At 64.7% G+C, this 17,630-nt stretch carries 15 protein-coding genes; 6 read left to right on the forward strand and 9 right to left on the reverse strand.

Going from position 1 to position 17,630, the window contains the following annotated elements:
* Nucleotides 1-62 precede the first annotated feature (62 nt).
* A complete protein-coding gene (locus SH602x_RS10335) occupies nucleotides 63-494 on the forward strand; it encodes a response regulator (RefSeq protein WP_479476712.1) in 432 nt (143 codons plus the stop codon).
* Between the two features lie 64 nt (nucleotides 495-558).
* Here the strand turns inward: SH602x_RS10335 and SH602x_RS10340 are convergent, their stop codons facing one another.
* From SH602x_RS10340 to SH602x_RS10360, 5 genes are all read right to left on the reverse strand, one after another.
* On the reverse strand, nucleotides 559-822 hold the full coding sequence (locus SH602x_RS10340; RefSeq protein ID WP_479476713.1) for a hypothetical protein: 264 nt from the start codon (nucleotides 820-822) through the stop codon (nucleotides 559-561).
* A gap of 350 nt (nucleotides 823-1,172) precedes the next feature.
* Nucleotides 1,173-1,628, reverse strand: a complete 456-nt coding sequence (locus SH602x_RS10345) for a hypothetical protein (RefSeq protein ID WP_479476714.1) — start codon at nucleotides 1,626-1,628, stop codon at nucleotides 1,173-1,175.
* Between the two features lie 51 nt (nucleotides 1,629-1,679).
* Nucleotides 1,680-3,407, reverse strand: a complete 1,728-nt coding sequence (locus SH602x_RS10350; RefSeq protein ID WP_479476715.1) for a vWA domain-containing protein — start codon at nucleotides 3,405-3,407, stop codon at nucleotides 1,680-1,682.
* A gap of 584 nt (nucleotides 3,408-3,991) precedes the next feature.
* Nucleotides 3,992-4,966 (reverse strand): GNAT family N-acetyltransferase, encoded by a 975-nt coding sequence (locus SH602x_RS10355; protein ID WP_479476716.1) that lies wholly within the window; start codon nucleotides 4,964-4,966, stop codon nucleotides 3,992-3,994.
* A 133-nt stretch (nucleotides 4,967-5,099) separates the two neighbouring features.
* A complete protein-coding gene (locus SH602x_RS10360; RefSeq protein WP_479476717.1) occupies nucleotides 5,100-5,417 on the reverse strand; it encodes a Rieske (2Fe-2S) protein in 318 nt (105 codons plus the stop codon).
* 458 nt (nucleotides 5,418-5,875) lie between these two features.
* Here SH602x_RS10360 and SH602x_RS10365 point away from each other — a divergent pair, with 458 nt between their 5' ends.
* The 5 genes from SH602x_RS10365 (at nucleotide 5,876) to SH602x_RS10385 (ending at nucleotide 11,139) form a co-directional block, all read left to right on the forward strand.
* Nucleotides 5,876-6,973 (forward strand): phosphatidate phosphatase App1 family protein, encoded by a 1,098-nt coding sequence (locus tag SH602x_RS10365; protein ID WP_479476718.1) that lies wholly within the window; start codon nucleotides 5,876-5,878, stop codon nucleotides 6,971-6,973.
* Between the two features lie 245 nt (nucleotides 6,974-7,218).
* A complete protein-coding gene (rpsD, locus tag SH602x_RS10370) occupies nucleotides 7,219-7,827 on the forward strand; it encodes a 30S ribosomal protein S4 (RefSeq protein WP_479476719.1) in 609 nt (202 codons plus the stop codon).
* A 105-nt stretch (nucleotides 7,828-7,932) separates the two neighbouring features.
* Nucleotides 7,933-9,372, forward strand: coding sequence for a dihydrolipoyl dehydrogenase (gene lpdA / locus SH602x_RS10375; protein ID WP_479476720.1), 1,440 nt, complete (start codon nucleotides 7,933-7,935; stop codon nucleotides 9,370-9,372).
* Nucleotides 9,373-9,553: 181 nt separating this feature from the next.
* Complete coding sequence (locus tag SH602x_RS10380; RefSeq protein ID WP_479476721.1) at nucleotides 9,554-10,426, forward strand: DNA adenine methylase; 873 nt, start codon at nucleotides 9,554-9,556, stop codon at nucleotides 10,424-10,426.
* A 35-nt stretch (nucleotides 10,427-10,461) separates the two neighbouring features.
* Nucleotides 10,462-11,139: a hypothetical protein gene (locus SH602x_RS10385; RefSeq protein ID WP_479476722.1), complete on the forward strand. Its 678-nt coding sequence runs from the start codon at nucleotides 10,462-10,464 to the stop codon at nucleotides 11,137-11,139.
* A gap of 469 nt (nucleotides 11,140-11,608) precedes the next feature.
* Here SH602x_RS10385 and cysN read toward each other — a convergent pair whose 3' ends face one another.
* The 4 genes from cysN to SH602x_RS10405 all read right to left on the reverse strand — a co-directional run bounded on the left by cysN (nucleotide 11,609) and on the right by SH602x_RS10405 (nucleotide 17,371).
* The gene (gene cysN / locus SH602x_RS10390) at nucleotides 11,609-13,525 is read right to left on the reverse strand and encodes a sulfate adenylyltransferase subunit CysN (protein WP_479476723.1); all 1,917 of its coding nucleotides are present in this window, start codon (nucleotides 13,523-13,525) and stop codon (nucleotides 11,609-11,611) included.
* A gap of 182 nt (nucleotides 13,526-13,707) precedes the next feature.
* Nucleotides 13,708-14,616, reverse strand: a complete 909-nt coding sequence (gene cysD, locus SH602x_RS10395; RefSeq protein WP_479477103.1) for a sulfate adenylyltransferase subunit CysD — start codon at nucleotides 14,614-14,616, stop codon at nucleotides 13,708-13,710.
* A 293-nt stretch (nucleotides 14,617-14,909) separates the two neighbouring features.
* A complete protein-coding gene (locus tag SH602x_RS10400) occupies nucleotides 14,910-16,058 on the reverse strand; it encodes an alpha/beta hydrolase fold domain-containing protein (RefSeq protein ID WP_479476724.1) in 1,149 nt (382 codons plus the stop codon).
* 32 nt (nucleotides 16,059-16,090) lie between these two features.
* Nucleotides 16,091-17,371, reverse strand: a complete 1,281-nt coding sequence (locus SH602x_RS10405; RefSeq protein ID WP_479476725.1) for an alpha/beta hydrolase fold domain-containing protein — start codon at nucleotides 17,369-17,371, stop codon at nucleotides 16,091-16,093.
* Between the last annotated feature and the right edge of the window lie 259 nt (nucleotides 17,372-17,630).

Below are 17,630 nucleotides of genomic sequence, written 5' to 3' on the forward strand. Positions count from 1 at the left end.
GCGAAGGGAGGCCGATTTCCGCCGGCGTTTCCCGTACCGATCCGCCTGGCGGACGATCGGCCATGCGAAAGAAAGTTGTTCTCATCTGCGACCGTGACCGTGCGACGGTCCGTTCGCTGTCGGCAGAGTTCCAGCTTGCCGGGCTGAACGTCGAGACGGCGTTCGACCTGGAGAGCGCGTTCGGTCAGATGGATCAGCGACTGCCGGACCTGCTCTGCGTCGATCTGGAACTGTCGAGTCCGGAGGGCCTGTCGGTCTTTCAGATGCTCTCGACCGATCAGCTCGCGGCCCGGGTGCCCGGGATCGCGCTCGTGCGGAGCGTCGACGAGAACGTCGCGCTGCGGACGGCCGGCATGTGCGTCTATCCCGTCGCACGCGACGCGAACGCGAAGCGCTGGGTCGAGTGCCTGACGGAGGAACTTCTCGGCGCCTCGCGCCGCGACGTCGCCCGCCGCACGGCGGACGACGAAGGCTTCGAAGCTTCCCGCGGCTGATCGTCAGGCGACGGTCGACTGCTGAAACGAGCGAAGTCTTTCCTTCGCTCGCTCCCGATCTCGGTCACTCAGAACCTTCAAGCTTCACGAGCTTGTTGTAGAGGCCGAGGATCAGGAAGGTGGGCGCCCACTGCCCGACGAACAGGGCGGTGTGGTTGTGGCCCGACATCTTCAGGGCCAGCGAGCCCGCGATCGCGGCTCCCGCCGCGAAGAGAAACAGATCCGAAGGCAGATTCGTCGTCTGCTCCTCGATCATCCGCGTAAGCGGACCCTCGCCGCGTTCGGACGGATGGACCCCCGCGCGATGGCTTAAACCGGCGTACGACATCAGTTGCTCCTTCGTTTCGATCGGAAGCGGATAGGCACGATCACGCCTTGCCTCACCGGCAAACCGGGCGCCTGATCCACGCCGCCAGCGCTGCATGCCGCGCGCGACGACTCGCAGCGAGCGACTTCGCGAAACCTTTTCCAGCCGCGGATGTTCGCGGAAACGCCGTCGCTGTCGAGCCTATCGACATGGAGCGCGAGGCCACCGCCTTCGCGTCTCGGTCGAACCAGATTCTTGCTGGTTAACTTCGATCGACGAATACGGACGCCCCAGGCGCCCGCCTCACGGCGTCGGCCCGGTCGTTCGCCGGTCAGCCGGCGACAGCCGGAGGCGGCAGGCGGCAGAACGCGTTACTTCTTCGGCGCCGTGGCCGGCGAGAGCTCGGCGAAGCCGTTGGGCAGGATCGCTTCGTAGCTGCCGTCCTCTTTCCTCTGAACGAAGACGCGAACCTTGGCCTTCGGATCGGATTTCGGCAGGCGGTGCCCGTTGCCGTGCGGAGGGACCTGCCCCGGCGGACCGACCCAGCTTTTGGTCCAGAAGCCGATCTTCATCTGATCGCCCGGCTGAACCTTATCGCCCTTCTCGACTTTCTCGACCAGGAACAGGGCGTGTCCCGTCTGGTCGTCCCAGAGTTCGTCCGTCGTGCGCTGCGAGCGGATCTCCTGAACCGTGCCGACGACGATCACGTCGGCGTCCTGCTGCAACTGTTCCGGAGTCCGGTTCGGAATCGCCGCGAACGCCCCGGTCGCTCCCGCGATCGCGAGGCAGAACGTAAGAACGATTCGGGAACGCAGGCGGCGATTCATGCGGGTATCCGACGGTAGGCTGGGTCCGTGCGAGGTTCGACGAGTCTTCGCTCAGCGATCCTCGAGCTTGCGGATCTCCTCGGTCATCGTCACGAATTCCTGCCGATAGCCGAGCGGGTCGTTCGCCAGGCCCGGCTTCGCCAGATCCAGGATCAGGTCGAAGTCGTTCTCCCCCTGACGCGTCGACTCCCGCAGTCGCATGCCGAGGGCGGCGACGGCGGCGGCGAAGCGGAAGTCCGACGACGCTTCGTCCAGGCTCCGTCCGTCGTCGGTGACGGCGACCGTCAGCGGCTGGCTCACGTCGCTGTCGGGCTGCTTATAGCGTAGCCGCACGGTCAGCAGTTCGTCGCTTTCGACCAGCGCCGCGGCCTCGACCGGAGGTTCGGTTTGAACGTACTTCGACGGATCGACGCCGACGTCCGGCAGAGGCAGGCCGGCGGGGACGATCTCGTACAGCGCCGTCACGGTGTGGCCCGCGCCGATGTCGCCGGCGTCTTTGGCGTCGTCCTTGAAGTCTTCGCTGGCGAGCATGCGGTTCTCGTAGCCGACCAGACGATAGGCGGCGACCTTGCCCGGGTTGAAGTCGACCTGGATCTTTACGTCCTTGGCGATCGTGATCAGCGTGCCGCTCATCTGTTCGACGAACGTCTTCCTGGCTTCGCTGGTGTTGTCGATGTAGGCGTACGCCCCGTTCCCCTGGTCGGCCAGCTTCTCGAGCGTGGCGTCCTTGTAGTTGCCCATGCCGAAGCCGAGCACGCTGAGGAAGACGCCGCTCTTCGCCTGCTGACCGATCAGCTCGGTTAGTTCCTCGTGATTGGTCGTGCCGACGTTGAAGTCGCCGTCGGTGCAGAGGATCACGCGATTGACGCCGCCGGCGATGAAGTTTTCGCTCGCCAGCCGATAGGCGTCGCGGATGCCTGCCGAACCGTGCGTCGAGCCGCCCGACTGGAGGCCTTCGACCGTCGTGAGAATCTGCTGCTGGCGATCGGCGGACGTGGACGGCAGCGCCACGCTGGAATTGCCCGCGTAGACGACGATGGCGATTCGGTCCCGCGCGTCGAGCTGTTCGACCAGCATCCTCAGCGCCGTCTTCACCAGCGGCAGCTTGTTGAAGTCGCTCATCGATCCCGAGACGTCGACCAGGAAGACCAGGTTGCTGGGCGGACGGCTCTCCCGCGCGATCTCCCGACCGGCGAGGCCGATCCGGGCGAGTCGGTGCTCCGGCTTCCAGGGGCAGGCGGCGACCTCGACGTCGACGGCGAACGGCACGTCGCCGTCAGGCCGCGGATAGTCGTAGCCGAAGTAGTTGACCATCTCCTCGATCCGCACCGCATCCGCCGGCGGGATCCGGCCCTGCGAAACGAAGCGCCGGATGTTGGAGTAGGACGCCGTATCGACGTCGATCGAGAAGGTCGACAACGGCTCCTTCGCCGCCGCGACGAAGCCGTTCTCCCGCATCCCTTCGTAGAGTTCCGCGTTCGGTTCTTCAGCGAGCGGAATCGCCATTTCCGCCCCCATCGGCGCCATCGCGAAGTCTTCGTTCGAGCCCGTCATCATGGGCATGTCCCACTCGACCGTCGCGTCGCTCTCCGCAGCGTGGTACTGGACGTCGTCCGACGCGTAGTGCGGGGTCGGAGTCGACGAAGTCTGGGGAGCGGTCTGTCCCGCCTGTCTCGCGGCAGGCGCACGCCCGGCATCGCAGCCGACGAAGGCCGCGACTCCCGTCGCCAGAAAAGCCGCATAAGCGAGCGACGAGGGCGCATAGGGAAAGCGCGACATGAGCGGACCTCCTGAGGGCACGCTGGCAGCGCAGCGGCGCCAGCACGATCGCGAATCGCCGAAGACGGGCGTCGAGACGAGAGCGTCGAAATGAGAAGAACGCGGCGCTACTTGAAAGAGCCTGACGCCGCTCGCGTAGAGATAGACGCGCGCCGCCGGGAATCTATTCCGTCGAATCCGCCGAAATATCGAAGGAATTCGAGGAAAGAAAAGCAGAGAGCGAAGTTCGACCGTGGAGAGCGGTCCCTCGCGCTTTGCGATCGGCACGAAAGTTCGCCGAACCAACGCTGGAATTGTCGCGCCGGGGTGGCGCTGGTTGTCTCAACCAGCGTCCGCGCAGCGGATCGGAGGCCTCAATGGCTGGTCGGAATCCTCGCAGCCGGGTTCGTCGAACCGTTGTCTCGAAGTCGGACAGCGACCTTGCGCTGAATTCGCTCCGAGGCCTCCGACGGGCTGCGCCCGCGCCGGTTGAGACAACCGGCGCCACCCAGCAAGGATCGCCAACCGCAAGCTGCATCGGAAAGTCGACGGAGAAGAGCGAGTTCGCCCGTCTCCTCTACTCTCTCCTTACTCCGCTCGCCTCTCTAGCTTCTCTTCTCGACTGTCGTCGAGAAGAGAAGCTTCCGGTCGGCTTCCAGGAACTCGAGTTTCCGGAAGAGGCCGGTCTGCGCCTCGTCGGCGGCGTCGATTTGCACTTCGACCTCGCCGGCGCCCTCCTTCTTGAGCCGCGAAAGCGTTTCGCCCAGCAGGTGCGTCGCCATGCCCTTGCGGAGCAGGCTCTCCTCGATCCGCAGGTTGGTCAGTCCGTAACAGGGACCCGGCCAGGTCGAAACCGTCGGAGGGGGCGCCCAGGCGTCGACCGATCCGCGGGGCTCGCCGGTCTTGCGCTGCACGATGGAAAAACGCCGGCGCTGCTGCGGCATCTCCGCGCAGCCCGTGTACCAGCCGTCGGCGTCGGCGGGATCGTCGATCGTGACGTCGTGCTCGCGCTTGATCTGAATCTGAAGGCGATTGACGACCGTGCTGAAGGTCCTCAGCGATCGCCGCATCACGATCCGCTCCTCGATCAGGCGGAAGCCGGCGTCCTCCAGCCAGCGCCGACGCAGCGAGTCCGAAGCATAGAGTCCGACCGCGCGACTGCCGCCGTAGAGTGCGACGTAAAAGGGGCAGTTGGGTCGAGCGCCGAGGGCGGCGATCTCCGTCGCGCCCTTATTCGCGAGATCCTCCCGGCAGCGACGCAGCAGCTCGGCGGCGATCGTGTTCCGTTCTTCGGCCGTCGATCGCCGAGCGACCAGGATTTGCGACAGGACGCCCTTCTGCGGATCGAGGTCGTCGCCCCTGGTGTCGGGGCCGAAGCCGAAGTGCAGGAGCCCGATGACGTTATCGTCTTCGCAGGCGAGGATCAGATCCTCCTGCTGAAACCAGGGCTTCGCGAGCGCGGTCTCTTCCCAGGCGGCGACCCGGGCGTCGAGGGCCAGTCCCGGCACGTCCGAAAGCGTTCGCCAGAACGCCTTCAGCCTCGGAACGTCGTCGTTCTGAAAGCAGCGATACTCGATCACGGGGCTCGACCGCGGATTCGCTCGTTCCGGCGCATGCGACCCGCGCCCGGGTCCATTCTACTGAAAGCGAGACGATCGACCACGCTGGCAGGCGCAGGAGAATCCGGCGCCCGCTCCGTCAGTTCGCGATGACTCAAGACTCGTCCGGCAACTCGACTTCGACCCAGCCCTCGATCACGCGGCAAGGGAACGACGGCTGCACGACAGAAGGGATGACCGTGTGGCGACCCGTGCGGACGTCGTACTGCCAGCCGTGCCAGGGGCAGGTCGCCACGAAGCCGCAAAGCGGAGCTTTTCCCAGCGGTCCCCCCTGATGGCAGCAGAGGCCGTCCAGCACGTAGGGCTCCCCCTGGATGCGGAAGATCGCCAGCATCCGCCCCTCGGCGACGACTTCCGTTCCCCGGTCGTCGGTCAAATCTTCCACGCGAACGGTGCGGATCCAGCGGGGCATGCAGCGACGAACCAGAACGGAGGAGGATGTTTCGCAGGACAGATTTCAGGTAACGTCGCGACAAGTTCGCCGCTTCTGCGGTTGGTTAGCGCGTGTCGCACTCACATGTAGCGTTCCCGGCGATCTGAATCGTCGCGTAAACGGCACACAGGCCGCTACAGTTTCGCAAGACGCGCTCGAGACAGGAATCTCTCGCCGCCGGCGGGCCAGATTCAGGTTCGCCGAGCGAATCTCTGGAAACCGGACGCCCTTCGCCGCCGTCGCGACGAGACTTTCCGTTACGTCCGTCGGAGAAGAATCGCGGAAGCGCTCACTTTTCGACCGGCTTCTTTTTGCAGCCTCGTCTCGAACCGGAGATAATGCCGTGGCCCGCGCGCTGCTGTAAGTGGCCTCTCGCGGGCAGGCGGCTCGACGTTTTCCGAACGTCGATTATCGTTTGACGACTCTATGCGTGCCTAATGGATCGATCCATCTCCAGCGACGACATGAGCGCCGCCGAATCGATCGTTCGGAATCCCCTGCCCGACGTCATTCTCTTTCCCACTTACGCCGTTTACGAGGCGTCGACGGGAAAGTGGAAGGTCATCGTGCGGGGAATCGCGTTTCATCTGGTTCCGTACAACCTCCGCCATCGCATGGCCCTGTGGGGTCTGCTGCGATACATGCGGGAGCGACCGGGCGAGGAATCGCTGACGCTGTTCGAGGAACGGATCCGCTGGTTCGCCAGCGTTCCCGGGAACAGCGATTCGATCGTCATCCGCATCGGCGAGCGACTCTTTCCGCTCGACGAACTGTCGCACGCCCGCGGACAATTCGCCGGGACGATCGAACTCTCCCAGCAGGAAGTCGACGGACTGCAGGCTCCCCGGCCAGGCAGCGATGGATGGCTCACGATCGCCGCGGTGCGCCGACACGATCCGACGGTCGAGCTCAGTCGTTCTCTGGCGCAGCTCGTCTCGCCGCAGGGGACGTCGGTCATCACCGACATCGACGACACGATCAAGCGGACCTGCGTGCTCGATCGTAAGTTAATGCTGGTCAACACGTTCCTCCGGGCGTTCGAGCCCATCGAGGGGATGGCGAAGGCCCTGGCCGAGTGGTCCGACGACGGCCTGCCGATTCACTACGTCTCCTCCAGCCCCTGGCAGCTTTACGGCGCTCTGAAACGGTTCCACGGGGACGAAGGCTTTCCGGAAGGTTCCATCCATTTACGGACCTTCCGCCTCCGCGATCAGATGGTGCGGAAGATGCTTTTCCTTCCTCGGGGGGACAAGGCGCCGACGATCCGGAACCTGCTTAAGCTCTTTCCCCAGCGGCAGTTCTTGCTGGTCGGCGACTCGGGGGAGCGGGATCCGGAGATCTACGGCGCCCTCGCGCGAAAGTTTCCCTCCCAGATCGCGCGGATTTACATCCGCTCGGTGCCGGAGCGCCCGGTCGACGATCTTCGCAAGCTCCGGGCGTTTCGCGATCTTCCCCGGGAATCGGTCGTGCTGTTCGACGATCCTGCCGAGATTCGCGACCGCGTCGTCGCCGAATTCGCGCCCAGCGGCTCCTGAAGTCGGCGTCGATCGCCGGCGTTTTTCCCTGGCAGCGCCTTGAGGGATCGCCCGGTCTCTGGCAGAATCGTGCGATTCAGGACCGTCGTCCGGTCCGCCTGTGGGCGGACTGTCGACCAGGTCGGTCCTCTTCACGACATCGAGCTTCGCCGGTTTCGAAGCGACGATCGAACTGTCCGCCGCGGCGGAAGATCGCTCGCATAGGCGGCCGAGGCCCACACCCACGTAACGGAAGCGGATTCTGCATGTCGAGGTACACGGGCGCCAAGGCGCGAATCAATCGCCGCCTGAGCACGATGCTGTTCGAGAACTCGGGCGCCACGCGCGCGTTCGAGCGTCGTGATTCACCCCCCGGCATGCACACCCGCCGCGGTCGCCCGACCAACTACGGCACGGGTTTGGCCGAGAAGCAGAAGATCAAGTACTATTACGGCCTGCATGAGCGTCAGCTCCGCCGCTTTTACGATGCGGTCGCCCATAAGAAGGGCAACACGGGCGAACTGCTGCTGCTGATGTGCGAGCGCCGTCTGGACAACATCGTCCGTCGCGCCGGCTTCGCCCGCAGCCGTCCCCAGGCTCGTCAGGCGGTCGCTCACGGCCACTTCAGCATCAACGGTCACAAGGTCAACACGCCCTCGTACATCTGCCGCCCCGGCGACGTGATCGAGGTGCGGGACAGCGACAAGCTGAAGTCCAACTACCAGCTCGTCCTGACCGAGAACCTGACCCAGCCGCTCGACTGGATCACGGTCGATCCGGCGAACCTGTCGATCACGATGCAGGGCCTGCCGGGACCGGGCGACATCAGCCTGCCGGTCGACGGCAACCTCGTCGTCGAGTTCCTGTCTCGCTAACGCCCACGGAACTGCACGAGAGCTTGCAGTTTCGCAGCGGCCCGCACAGCCCGTCGAGAGTCTCGACGGGCTGTCGTCTTTTACTCCTGCCCGCAAAATCGAACGATGCGAACCTCTCTTTGCGTGCTGGGCGGCGGACCTGGCGGTTACGCCGCGGCTTTCCTGGCGGCTGACGAAGGAATCGAAACCACCATCGTCGAGCAGGAGCCTAACCTCGGAGGCACCTGCCTGCTCCGCGGCTGCATCCCGTCGAAGGCCCTGCTCCACGTCGCCCGCGTGATCGCGGAAACGGAAGAGCTGTCGCACGACTGGGGCGTCGGCTTCGGCACGCCCTCGGTCGAGATCGACAAGCTCCGCGCGCGGAAGGAGAAGGTCATCTCCGGCCTGACCGGCGGCCTGAAGCAACTCGCCAAGCGTCGCAACGTCCGCGTGATTCACGCCAAGGGCGTGCTCGAAAACGCCAACACGCTGCGGCTGGAAGGCACCCACGAATCGATCCCCGAGGGAGGCAAGCTCGAATTCGAGAACCTGATCCTTGCGACCGGTTCCGTCCCGGCGATGCCCAAGGCGTTCGACCTCGGCTCCGACCGAGTGATGGACTCGACCGGCGCGCTCAATCTGCTGGATGTGCCGGAGTCGCTGCTGGTCATCGGCGGCGGGTACATCGGCCTGGAGATGGGATCGGTCTACGCCCAGCTCGGCTCGAAGGTGAGCGTCGTCGAGCTGCTCGACGGCCTGCTCATGGGCGCCGATCGCGACCTGGTCAAGCCGCTGGAGAAGCGACTGAAGACGCTGTTCGAGGATCGCATCTTCCTGAAGACCAAGGTCGGCTCGCTCTCCCTGGTCGAGAACGGCAAGAAGGTGAACGTCACCTTCGAAGGGCCCGGCAAGTTCGGCAGCGAGAACTACGACCGCGTGCTGGTCTGCGTCGGGCGGCGTCCGATCAGCCAGGGCCTGGGGCTGGAGAACACGAAGGTCAAGGTCACCGACAAGGGCTTCGTCGAACACGACGCCTCGATGCGGACCGCGGAGCCGAACATCTTCGTCATCGGCGATCTGGCCGGCGAACCGATGCTCGCCCACAAGGCGACGCACGAGGGACGCCTCGCCGCCGAGGTGATCCTGGGCAAAGAGACGACCTGGGACAAGCGTTCGATCCCGGCGGTCGTCTTCACCGATCCCGAGATCGCCTGGACCGGCCTGACCGAGGATCAGGCGAAGAAGGAAGGCGTCGCCTACGAAGTCGCCGTCTATCCCTGGGCGGCCAGCGGTCGGGCAATGGCGCTCGGTCGGACCGAGGGTCTGACCAAGTGGATCATCGAGCCGGAGACCGAGCGCGTCCTCGGCTGCGGCATGGTCGGCGCAGGCGCCGGCGAGCTGATCGCCGAAGCCGCGCTCGCGATCGAGATGGGCTGCGAAGTCCGCGACCTGGCGGAGACCATCCATCCCCACCCGACGCTGAGCGAAACCGTCATGAACGCCGCCGAGGTCTTCTTCGGCACCGCGACCGAGATCTACAAGCCGAAGAAGCACGCGGAGAAGTAAGCTTCTCGATATCTGAGCGGGGGACGACAGTCCCCCGAGCCGTGACGTTCGACGGAGACGCAACTCGGGGGACTGTCGTCCCCCGCTCAGACAATCCCTTGCGCCGCGCATGCCATTGCGCTATGCTGGCGCGAGTCGTAGACTTTCGCTCTCCGGCTCGCACGCACAGGAATCGCGGACGATGGCTTCCCGCGTCACGGATCTTCGCCAGCCGCTGAAGTGGCACGGCGGCAAGCACTATCTGGCGCGGACGATCCTCGATCTGATGCCCGACCACGTTCATTACGTGGAGCCCTTTTTCGGGGGCGGATCGGTCCTGCTGCAGAAGTCGAGCGAAGGCGTCAGCGAAGTCGTCAACGACGTCCACCTGGAACTGACGAACTTCTGGCGCGTCCTGCAAAACAAGGAAGCCTTCGCGGAGTTCATCAGCTTCGTCGAGCGAATTCCCTTCTCGCAGATCGAATGGGAACGGGCCAAGCGGCGGGTCGAGCGACGCGTGGCGACCTGGGACGCGACCTTCGCGGGCGACCCGAGCCGGGTCGACGACGAGCCGCCGAACGTCGCCCGGGCGGTCGACTTCTTCGTCGTCGCGCGGCAGTCGCGGGCGGGGAAGATGGACTCCTTCGCCACGATGAGCCGCAACCGCACGCGACGCTCGATGAACGAGCAGGCGGCCTCGTGGATCGGCGCCGTCGAAGGCCTGCCCGCGGTGGCGGAGCGTCTGCGACGCGTCGTCATCTTCTGCAAGGACGCGGCGAAGCTGATCAAGAGCGAGGACGGGCCGAACACGCTCTTCTACCTCGATCCGCCCTACCTGCACGAGACGCGGCGGACGATCGCGGATTACGACTTCGAGATGTCGGTCGCCCAGCACGAGCGCCTGCTCGACATTCTGCTTTCCTGCGAAGGAAAAGTTCTGCTCTCCGGCTACCCCAGCGAGCTCTACACCCGCCGCCTCGCCGACTGGCGGATCGTCGACGTCGCCATCGACAACAAAGCCTCCAGCGCCAAGAGTAAGCCGCGCATGATCGAGCGGATCTGGATGAATTATTAGTCGGGCGTCGCGTTCGGAATTCGGAAGCAAGCGTCATGAGTTACGAAGAGTTGTCCGACGCTCAGGATTCGAAGGCGAGGGATCCGCTTCTGGTCCTGGCTGCTTATGAGCGAGGCGCGCTCAACGAACAGACTGCGTTTCTGCTCGCCTTGCAATCGGTCGACGAGTCGAACGTGGCACGCTTCGTCGTCGCGCTTTCGCAGTATCTGAGCGACGCCTTGCGGGACTTCGTAGAGCAGTTGCCTGATGACGAGGACGACGAAACATGGAGTCGCTTGCGCGTCCTCGTTATCGGAATGTTCGATCGAGATGCGAACACGGGCCTGGCAGACGAGCGCACTTCGGTCGCTCATCTTCGTCGGGGCGTCTTCTGGATCCGGTCGAACCTCGCCTTCGAGGCGACGAATCTCCGCGGCAAATGCCGGCAGATTTCTGAACTGATCGAACGACTCGACCTACCGTCCCGTGGTTGGGAGATCATCGACTATTGGGAACCGGATCTTTGCGCGACCGGCATTCGCGTCATCGGCGGAGGCGATCATCTGGTCTACATCTCGGTCTTCGGTAAGCACGACGGCCGTTACGGATTCGAATGCGAGATTCCGACCGAAGATGCGCCGCTCGGCTACGTTCTCGGCGAAAAAGCCAGCGACGTATCGTTCGAAGAATTGCTGGCGGCGATGCGGCGGCATCTTGAAAGCGATTGCGACTGATTCAGTCTCGTAGGGTGCGTCTTGACGCACCTGTCGTTCCACGCTGCGATCGATATTGAGACTGAGCTGTTTCGTCACTGCCGACAAGCGTCCGAGCGAGACTTGTTCGCTCGCCTACTAAGACTCGTCGCTCTGCATCCATCCGCGAGGCTGGTCGCGCGTTTCGCGAATCAACTGGACGGCGATATTGAGCATCCCATGCTTACGGTAGATAGCCTCGGTGACTCTCTCCGCGCGAGCTTCCACTCGATCGATGACGGTTCGATCGGGCCTCCGACCTTCGGAGATCGCAGAGCAGATTTCTCGTAGGTCGGCGTAAGCTTCTTCGTCGATCGACATCGTACGACCTGACGCATGTTGGAGGTCGGTTCTCACGGAGGATCGACAGCAACTCGCCATCGAACGTCGTGAGAACGACAGGTGCGTCAGGACGCACCCTACGACAAGAGCCGCTCGCTCGCCGAAGGGTTCACTCCACGAACCCGCGCTTCTTCAGCATCTCCACCACCGCATCCACCTGCTTGGCCAGGTCGACCTTCGACGTGTCGAGGGTGAGGTCGGCGTTCGCAGGTTCTTCGTAGGCGAACTCGTCCGCGTCGGTCGCGTCGTCGGCACGGCGTTCTTTCACGCGCTCGTCGCGGACCGCGGCAGGCGCGGTCATGTGGACGACCAGGAACCGCTCGGCGCCAATCAGGTCCCGCGCCTTCTCGCGAACTTCCTCCTGCGGCGAAGCGAAGGGCGCCAGGCAGAGGAGGCCGGCCTGGTTAAGGATCCGCGCGATCTCGGCGCCGCGGCGAAGGTTCTCCGACCGGTCCTCGGGCGAGAACTCCAGATCCTTCGAGATGCCCAGTCGCAGCGTCTTTCCTTCCAGCACGGCGACGGCGCGGCCGTCGTCGAACAGGCGGCGTTCGACCGCGTAGGCGAGCTTCGACTTGCCGGCGCCGCTGGGGCCGGTGAAGAGGATCGTCGCCCCCTTCTGGCCGAAGCGAGCCTGGCGTTCGCTCTCGGTGACGTCGCTCACGCCCGCCTGCAGGGTCGCGGTGGCGGGCTCGTCGTCCCAGTGCTCGTGGCTCTCTTCGCCCGTCCGGCGATCCATGATCATGCCGGCGCCGACCGTCGCGTTGCTGATCCGGTCGACGATGATGAAGGCGCCCGTCACGCGGTTGCGACGGTAGTCGTCGGCCATGATCGGCGACGAGAGGTGGATCGAGCAGCGACCGATCTCGTTGAGTTGCAGCGACGGCGCCGGCTGGCGATGCAGCGTGTTCACGTCGACGCGATATCGCAGCGACTGGATCGTGCCCGGCACGGTCTTCGTGGTCTGCTTGAACAGATACTGCTTGCCGGGCTGCATCGCGTCCTGATGCATCCAGACGACCGTCGCGTCGAACTTCTGCGTCACGCTCGGCACGTTGCCCGGCCGGACGAGCATGTCGCCGCGGCTGACGTCGATTTCGTCTTCCAGCGTGAGCGTCACCGAGAGCGGGCCGAACGCTTCGTCGAGGTCGCCGTCGAAGGTGACGATCGACTTCACCCGCGACGTCTTGCGCGAGGGGAGGGCCATCACCTCGTCGCCCTTGCGGACGATGCCCGAGGCGATCGTCCCGGCGAAGCCGCGGAAGTCGAGGTTCGGCCGGCTGACCCACTGCACGGGAAAGCGGAAGTCTTCGAGGTTCCGGTCGGAGCCGATGTAGACCGACTCCAGGAAGCTCATGATCGTGGCCCCGTCGTACCACGGCATGTTCGCGCTGCGGTCGACGACGTTGTCGCCCAGCTTGGCCGACAGGGGAATGAAGTGCAGGTCGGGAATGTTCAGGCGGACGGCGAACTGCTGGTAGTCGGCGACGATCTCGCGAAAGCGCTCCTGCGACCAGTCGACGAGGTCCATCTTGTTGACCGCGACGACGATGTGCTTGATCCCCAGCAGCGACGTGATGAAGCTGTGGCGCCGGGTCTGTTCGCGGACCCCGTGCCGCGCGTCGACCAGAATCACCGCCAGATCGGCGGTCGAAGCGCCGGTCGCCATGTTCCGCGTGTATTGCACGTGGCCCGGCGTGTCGGCGATGATGAACTTCCGCTTCGCCGTCGAGAAGTAGCGATAGGCGACGTCGATCGTGATCCCCTGCTCGCGCTCCTCCTTCAGGCCGTCCATCAGCAGCGCGGGATCGAAGTCGCTGCCGGTCGTGCCGTAGCGCTTCGTATCCTTCTTAATCGCCGCGATCGTGTCCTCGTAGATCATCTTCGAGTCGTAGAGCAGCCGCCCGATGAGCGTGCTCTTGCCGTCGTCGACGTTCCCGCAGGTGATGAAGCGGAGGAGTTCCTTCCGCTCATGCTCGGCGAGATAGGCCTCGATGTCGGTAGCGATCAGCTCGGATTGGTGCGACATGCGTACGTGCTGTTCGAGATTCTCGTCTCTTCGGGTGGCGCTGGCTCTGCCAGTGCGATCGAAGCAGAAGACTGTCCGGCAGGGCCTAATTGCCCAACGGACATTGCTGAAATGCGGCGCTTATCGAGGTTCGGCGCTGGCAGAGCCAGTGGCGCCCGAAGGAGCGGGAAGGACAAGTCGGTTTAGAAGTAGCCTTCCTTCTTCTTGTCTTCCATCGTCCCTTCGTCGTCGTCGTCGACCTTGCGGCCCTGCCGTTCGGAGGTCGTCGTCAGGAGCATCTCCTGAATGATGTCGGGCAACGTCACGGCGGTCGATTCCACGGCGCCCGTCAGCGGGTAGCAGCCGAGCGTGCGGAAGCGGACCACCTTCTGCTCCACCTTCTCGCCGGGGAGCAGCTTCATCCGGTCGTCGTCGACCATCAGCAGCGTGCCGTTCCGCTTCACGACCGGGCGCTCCGCGGCGTAGTACAGCGGCACCAGGCGGATGTTCTCCAGATGGATGTACTGCCAGACGTCGAGCTCGGTCCAGTTCGAGATCGGGAAGACGCGGATCGACTCGCCCGGGTTGACGCGGGTGTTGTACAGGCTCCAGATCTCGGGACGCTGATTCTTCGGATCCCAGCGATGATGTTCGTCGCGGAACGAGAAGACGCGCTCCTTCGCGCGGGACTTCTCTTCGTCGCGGCGGGCGCCGCCGAAGGCCGCGTCGAACTTGTACTTATCGAGCGCCTGCTTCAGTCCCTCGGTCTTCATGACCGTGGTGTGCTTGCCGCCTTGCGTGAAGGGATCGAGGCCCAGCTTCACGCCCTCCTCGTTCACGTAGCGGATCAGGTCCAGGCCCAGCTCCTTGGCGACGTATCCATCGCGGAGCTCGTACATGTCCCGGAACTTCCACGTCGTATCGACGTGGAGCAGCGGGAAGGGGGGCTTCGCGGGGTAGAACGCCTTGAGGGCGAGCTGCAGCATCACCGCGGAGTCTTTCCCGATCGAGTAGAGCATGACCGGGTTTTTGAACTCGGACGCCACCTCGCGGATGATGTGGATGCTCTCGGCTTCGAGCTGCCGGAGGTGCGTGAGGTTGTAGCTGCTGATCATGATCCGTCGGGAAACGCGGTTCGCCGCGAAGAAACTCGGCTTCGTCGAAGAGATCGCGGATCGCATCGCGATCCGCGGCGACGGAAGCCTTCGCAGGCGGGGAGAGCTTGCGCCCGCGGTCGGTTCGGGGAGATCCGGGCGGCGCAAGAAGCGTCAAGAGCCGCCAGTATAAGTAGGGTCCGCCGGACCCGCCAATGCCGCCCCATCGGCAAGGTCGCCGTCGCGACCCTTCCGCCCCGCCATAAAGGCGCTTTGGGGGAATCGTAGCGATTGGGCGAATGCCCGCGGAGTCAGTTCAAAGGCCGAACGGCGCCGGAATCCTTTTCGGGCTCCGGGGATTCGGGCGCTTTCGCCGGCAGCGTGCGGCGGAAGAACTCCGTCACCTTCCCCGGCAGAGCCTCGTCGCGGAAGCCGCCATGGCCGCCTCCCTTCACGACGTAGAGCTCGCTCGGGACGCCCGCCTTCGTCAGGGCCTCGTGGAAGGACGTTCCCTGTCGAACCGGGACGACCGGGTCGCTGTCGCCGTGAACGGTAAGGACCGGTGGATCGTCTTTCGAGATATGCGTCATGGGACTCGCGAGCCGGGCGATCTCCTTCCTTTCCTGAACCGGTCCGCCGAGCAGCTTGCTTTCCGGACTGTTCGGCGAGTCGTGATCGATGCGGGATGATTCGCCCGACTGCTCGCCCATCTTGAGAAGGTCCGTCGGACCGTAGTAGTTGCAGACCGCCTGGACGCGGCTCGACTGATCGCGGTAGAGATCGGGGCCCTCCAGATCGGCGACGTCGCCGCTGGTCCCCAGGAGCGAGACGAGGTGGCCCCCTGCGGACGAACCCCAGACGCCGATGCGGTCGGGATCGAGGCCGTATTTCTCCGCGTTCGCACGCAGGAAGCGGAGGGCCGCCTTGCAGTCGTGGATCTGCGCGGGAAACGGCGCGTGGCCGCTCAGTCGATAGTTCACGCTCGCCACGGCGAAGCCTTCGCCCGTGAGATAGCGGGCGGGGCAGCCTTCCTTCGAGCCGCCTTGCCAGCCGCCGCCATGAATCCAGACGACCAGCGGCAGCTTCGCATCCTCGTCGGCTCGTTCCGGCAGGTAGAGATCGAGCTTCTGGCGTTCGTGACCCTCCGGCACGTAGGGGAGATCGCGCAGCGCCTTCACGTTCTCCGATAGATCGCGGCCCGGTCCTCCTCCTCCGCCCTGGCGTTGCCTCGCGGCGGCGACTTCGGCGGGCGTCACCTTGCCGTCGCCGTTCGCGTCGACGCGATCGAAGCGCTCCTTCAGGAAGGGGGGAGCCTCTTCGCGGGAGAGCGCTCCGTCGCCGTCCTTATCGAACTGCCGCAGGACGGGCGGACGCTGCGGCGCCTCGGGCGGCTGCGCATGCACGGCAGCCTGACCGATGAGCGACGCGCCGAACAATGCGATGCCGAGACGCAGGGACATGGAACGCTTTTCGATTCGAATTCTCTTCCGACTTACTTCGACGGAGCGCCCTCTTCAGCCAGCGTGCGCTGGAAGAAGGCGAAGACCTTCGCGCGGGAGACGGGGTCGCCGAACATCTCGTGGCCGCGGCCCTTCATCACGATCAGTTCGTTCTCGACGCCAACCTGCTCCAGCGCTTCGTGCAGGGCCTCGGCCTGACCGAGCGGAACGAGCGCGTCCTTATCGCCGTGGAACGTGAGGAACGGGGGATCGTCCTTCGTGACGTAGGCGATGGGGCTGGCCGTCTTCGCCAAATCCTGCCGATCGGCGAGCGGGCCGCCCAGCAGATGGGCGACCAGGCTGTCGGGGCCCTTCCAGTCGAGGGTGACGACCGGCGTCATGTGATCTTCGATGTTCACGAAGTCCGTGGGGCCGAAGTAGTTGCAGACGGCCTGCACCCGGCTCGACTGGTCGGCGTACAGATCGGGCCCCTCCAGTTCCTTCGCGTCGCCGGCGGTTCCGAGCAGGGAGACGAGATGCCCGCCTGCGGAGGCGCCCCAGACGCCGATCTTGCTGGCGTCGTAGCCGTACTCGTCCGCCTTCGCGCGCAGGAAGCGGATCGCCGTTTTGCAGTCCTCGATCTGGGCGGGGAAGATCGCGTGCTCGCTGAAGCGATAGTTCACGCTCGCGACCGCGTAGCCTTCGTTCAGAAGATAGAGCGCGGGCGGATTCGACTTGTCGCCGGCCTTCCAGCCGCCGCCGTGAATCCAGACGATCAGCTTCGGCTTCGTCTTTTCGCCCTTCGCGCGAGGGGGCACGTAGACGTCCAGCTTCTGCCGTTCATGGCCACCGTCGACGTAGGCGACGTTCAGGAACTTCTGCGTTCCCTCTGCCGGATCGGAGTTGCCGGCGAGCTGCTGGAGCTTCTTCAGGACGGCGTCGGTCTCGGCGATCGAGATCTTGCCGTCCTTGTCGGTATCCGCGGCGTCGTAGTTCGGCTGCCACGCGGGGGGCGCCTCCTCGCGGCTGACGAACCCGTCGCCGTCGTTATCGAACAGCTTGACGAGATTCGCGCCCGTCTGCGGCCCGCCCATGAGCTTCACTACGGCGTCGACTTCCGCTTCGGAGATCTTGCCGTCGTCGTCGGTGTCAGCCGCGTCGAAGTTGCGATTCCACTCCGCGGGCGCCTCTTCGCGACTGACGTAGCCGTCGCCGTTCCGGTCGTACTTCCTGACCTCGCCGTCGCCGATCTGTGCCCGGGCCGTCACGGGACCGCAGCCGATCAGCCCGCCGAGGAGAAGCAGAACGGCGAAGCGGGAAACGAAGCGATGCATGGCGGCGAACTCGCGGAGAAGCGAAAGCGGAGACGAAGCGAAGGAGAGGCAAGCAAAGAGAAACCCCCGCGCCCGGGTGAAAGTTTCACCGAACGCGAGGGCGATCGCAATCTTCTTGTCGTTTCGGTAGTGGGCTAGTTTGCCGGTCAAGTCTGGTCACGGGGTAGAATCGGCGGCATGTCGAACCCGTACCAGCCGCCCGGCCATGAAAGCGACTCGCAACGGCCAGAGCCGCCCGAACGAACGCGGTTGTACGCGG

The sequence above is a fragment of the Lignipirellula cremea genome (assembly GCF_056501455.1).

Bases quoted from the DNA above. Each gene is read 5' to 3' on its own strand.
- SH602x_RS10335 (WP_479476712.1), top strand. From the start codon at position 63: ATGCGAAAGAAAGTTGTTCTCATCTGCGACCGTGACCGTGCGACGGTC.
- SH602x_RS10340 (WP_479476713.1), bottom strand. From the start codon at position 822: ATGTCGTACGCCGGTTTAAGCCATCGCGCGGGGGTCCATCCGTCCGAA.
- SH602x_RS10345 (WP_479476714.1), bottom strand. From the start codon at position 1,628: ATGAATCGCCGCCTGCGTTCCCGAATCGTTCTTACGTTCTGCCTCGCG.
- SH602x_RS10350 (WP_479476715.1), bottom strand. From the start codon at position 3,407: ATGTCGCGCTTTCCCTATGCGCCCTCGTCGCTCGCTTATGCGGCTTTT.
- SH602x_RS10360 (WP_479476717.1), bottom strand. From the start codon at position 5,417: ATGCCCCGCTGGATCCGCACCGTTCGCGTGGAAGATTTGACCGACGAC.
- SH602x_RS10365 (WP_479476718.1), top strand. From the start codon at position 5,876: ATGGATCGATCCATCTCCAGCGACGACATGAGCGCCGCCGAATCGATC.
- rpsD (WP_479476719.1), top strand. From the start codon at position 7,219: ATGTCGAGGTACACGGGCGCCAAGGCGCGAATCAATCGCCGCCTGAGC.
- lpdA (WP_479476720.1), top strand. From the start codon at position 7,933: ATGCGAACCTCTCTTTGCGTGCTGGGCGGCGGACCTGGCGGTTACGCC.
- SH602x_RS10380 (WP_479476721.1), top strand. From the start codon at position 9,554: ATGGCTTCCCGCGTCACGGATCTTCGCCAGCCGCTGAAGTGGCACGGC.
- SH602x_RS10385 (WP_479476722.1), top strand. From the start codon at position 10,462: ATGAGTTACGAAGAGTTGTCCGACGCTCAGGATTCGAAGGCGAGGGAT.
- cysN (WP_479476723.1), bottom strand. From the start codon at position 13,525: ATGTCGCACCAATCCGAGCTGATCGCTACCGACATCGAGGCCTATCTC.
- SH602x_RS10400 (WP_479476724.1), bottom strand. From the start codon at position 16,058: ATGTCCCTGCGTCTCGGCATCGCATTGTTCGGCGCGTCGCTCATCGGT.
- SH602x_RS10405 (WP_479476725.1), bottom strand. From the start codon at position 17,371: ATGCATCGCTTCGTTTCCCGCTTCGCCGTTCTGCTTCTCCTCGGCGGG.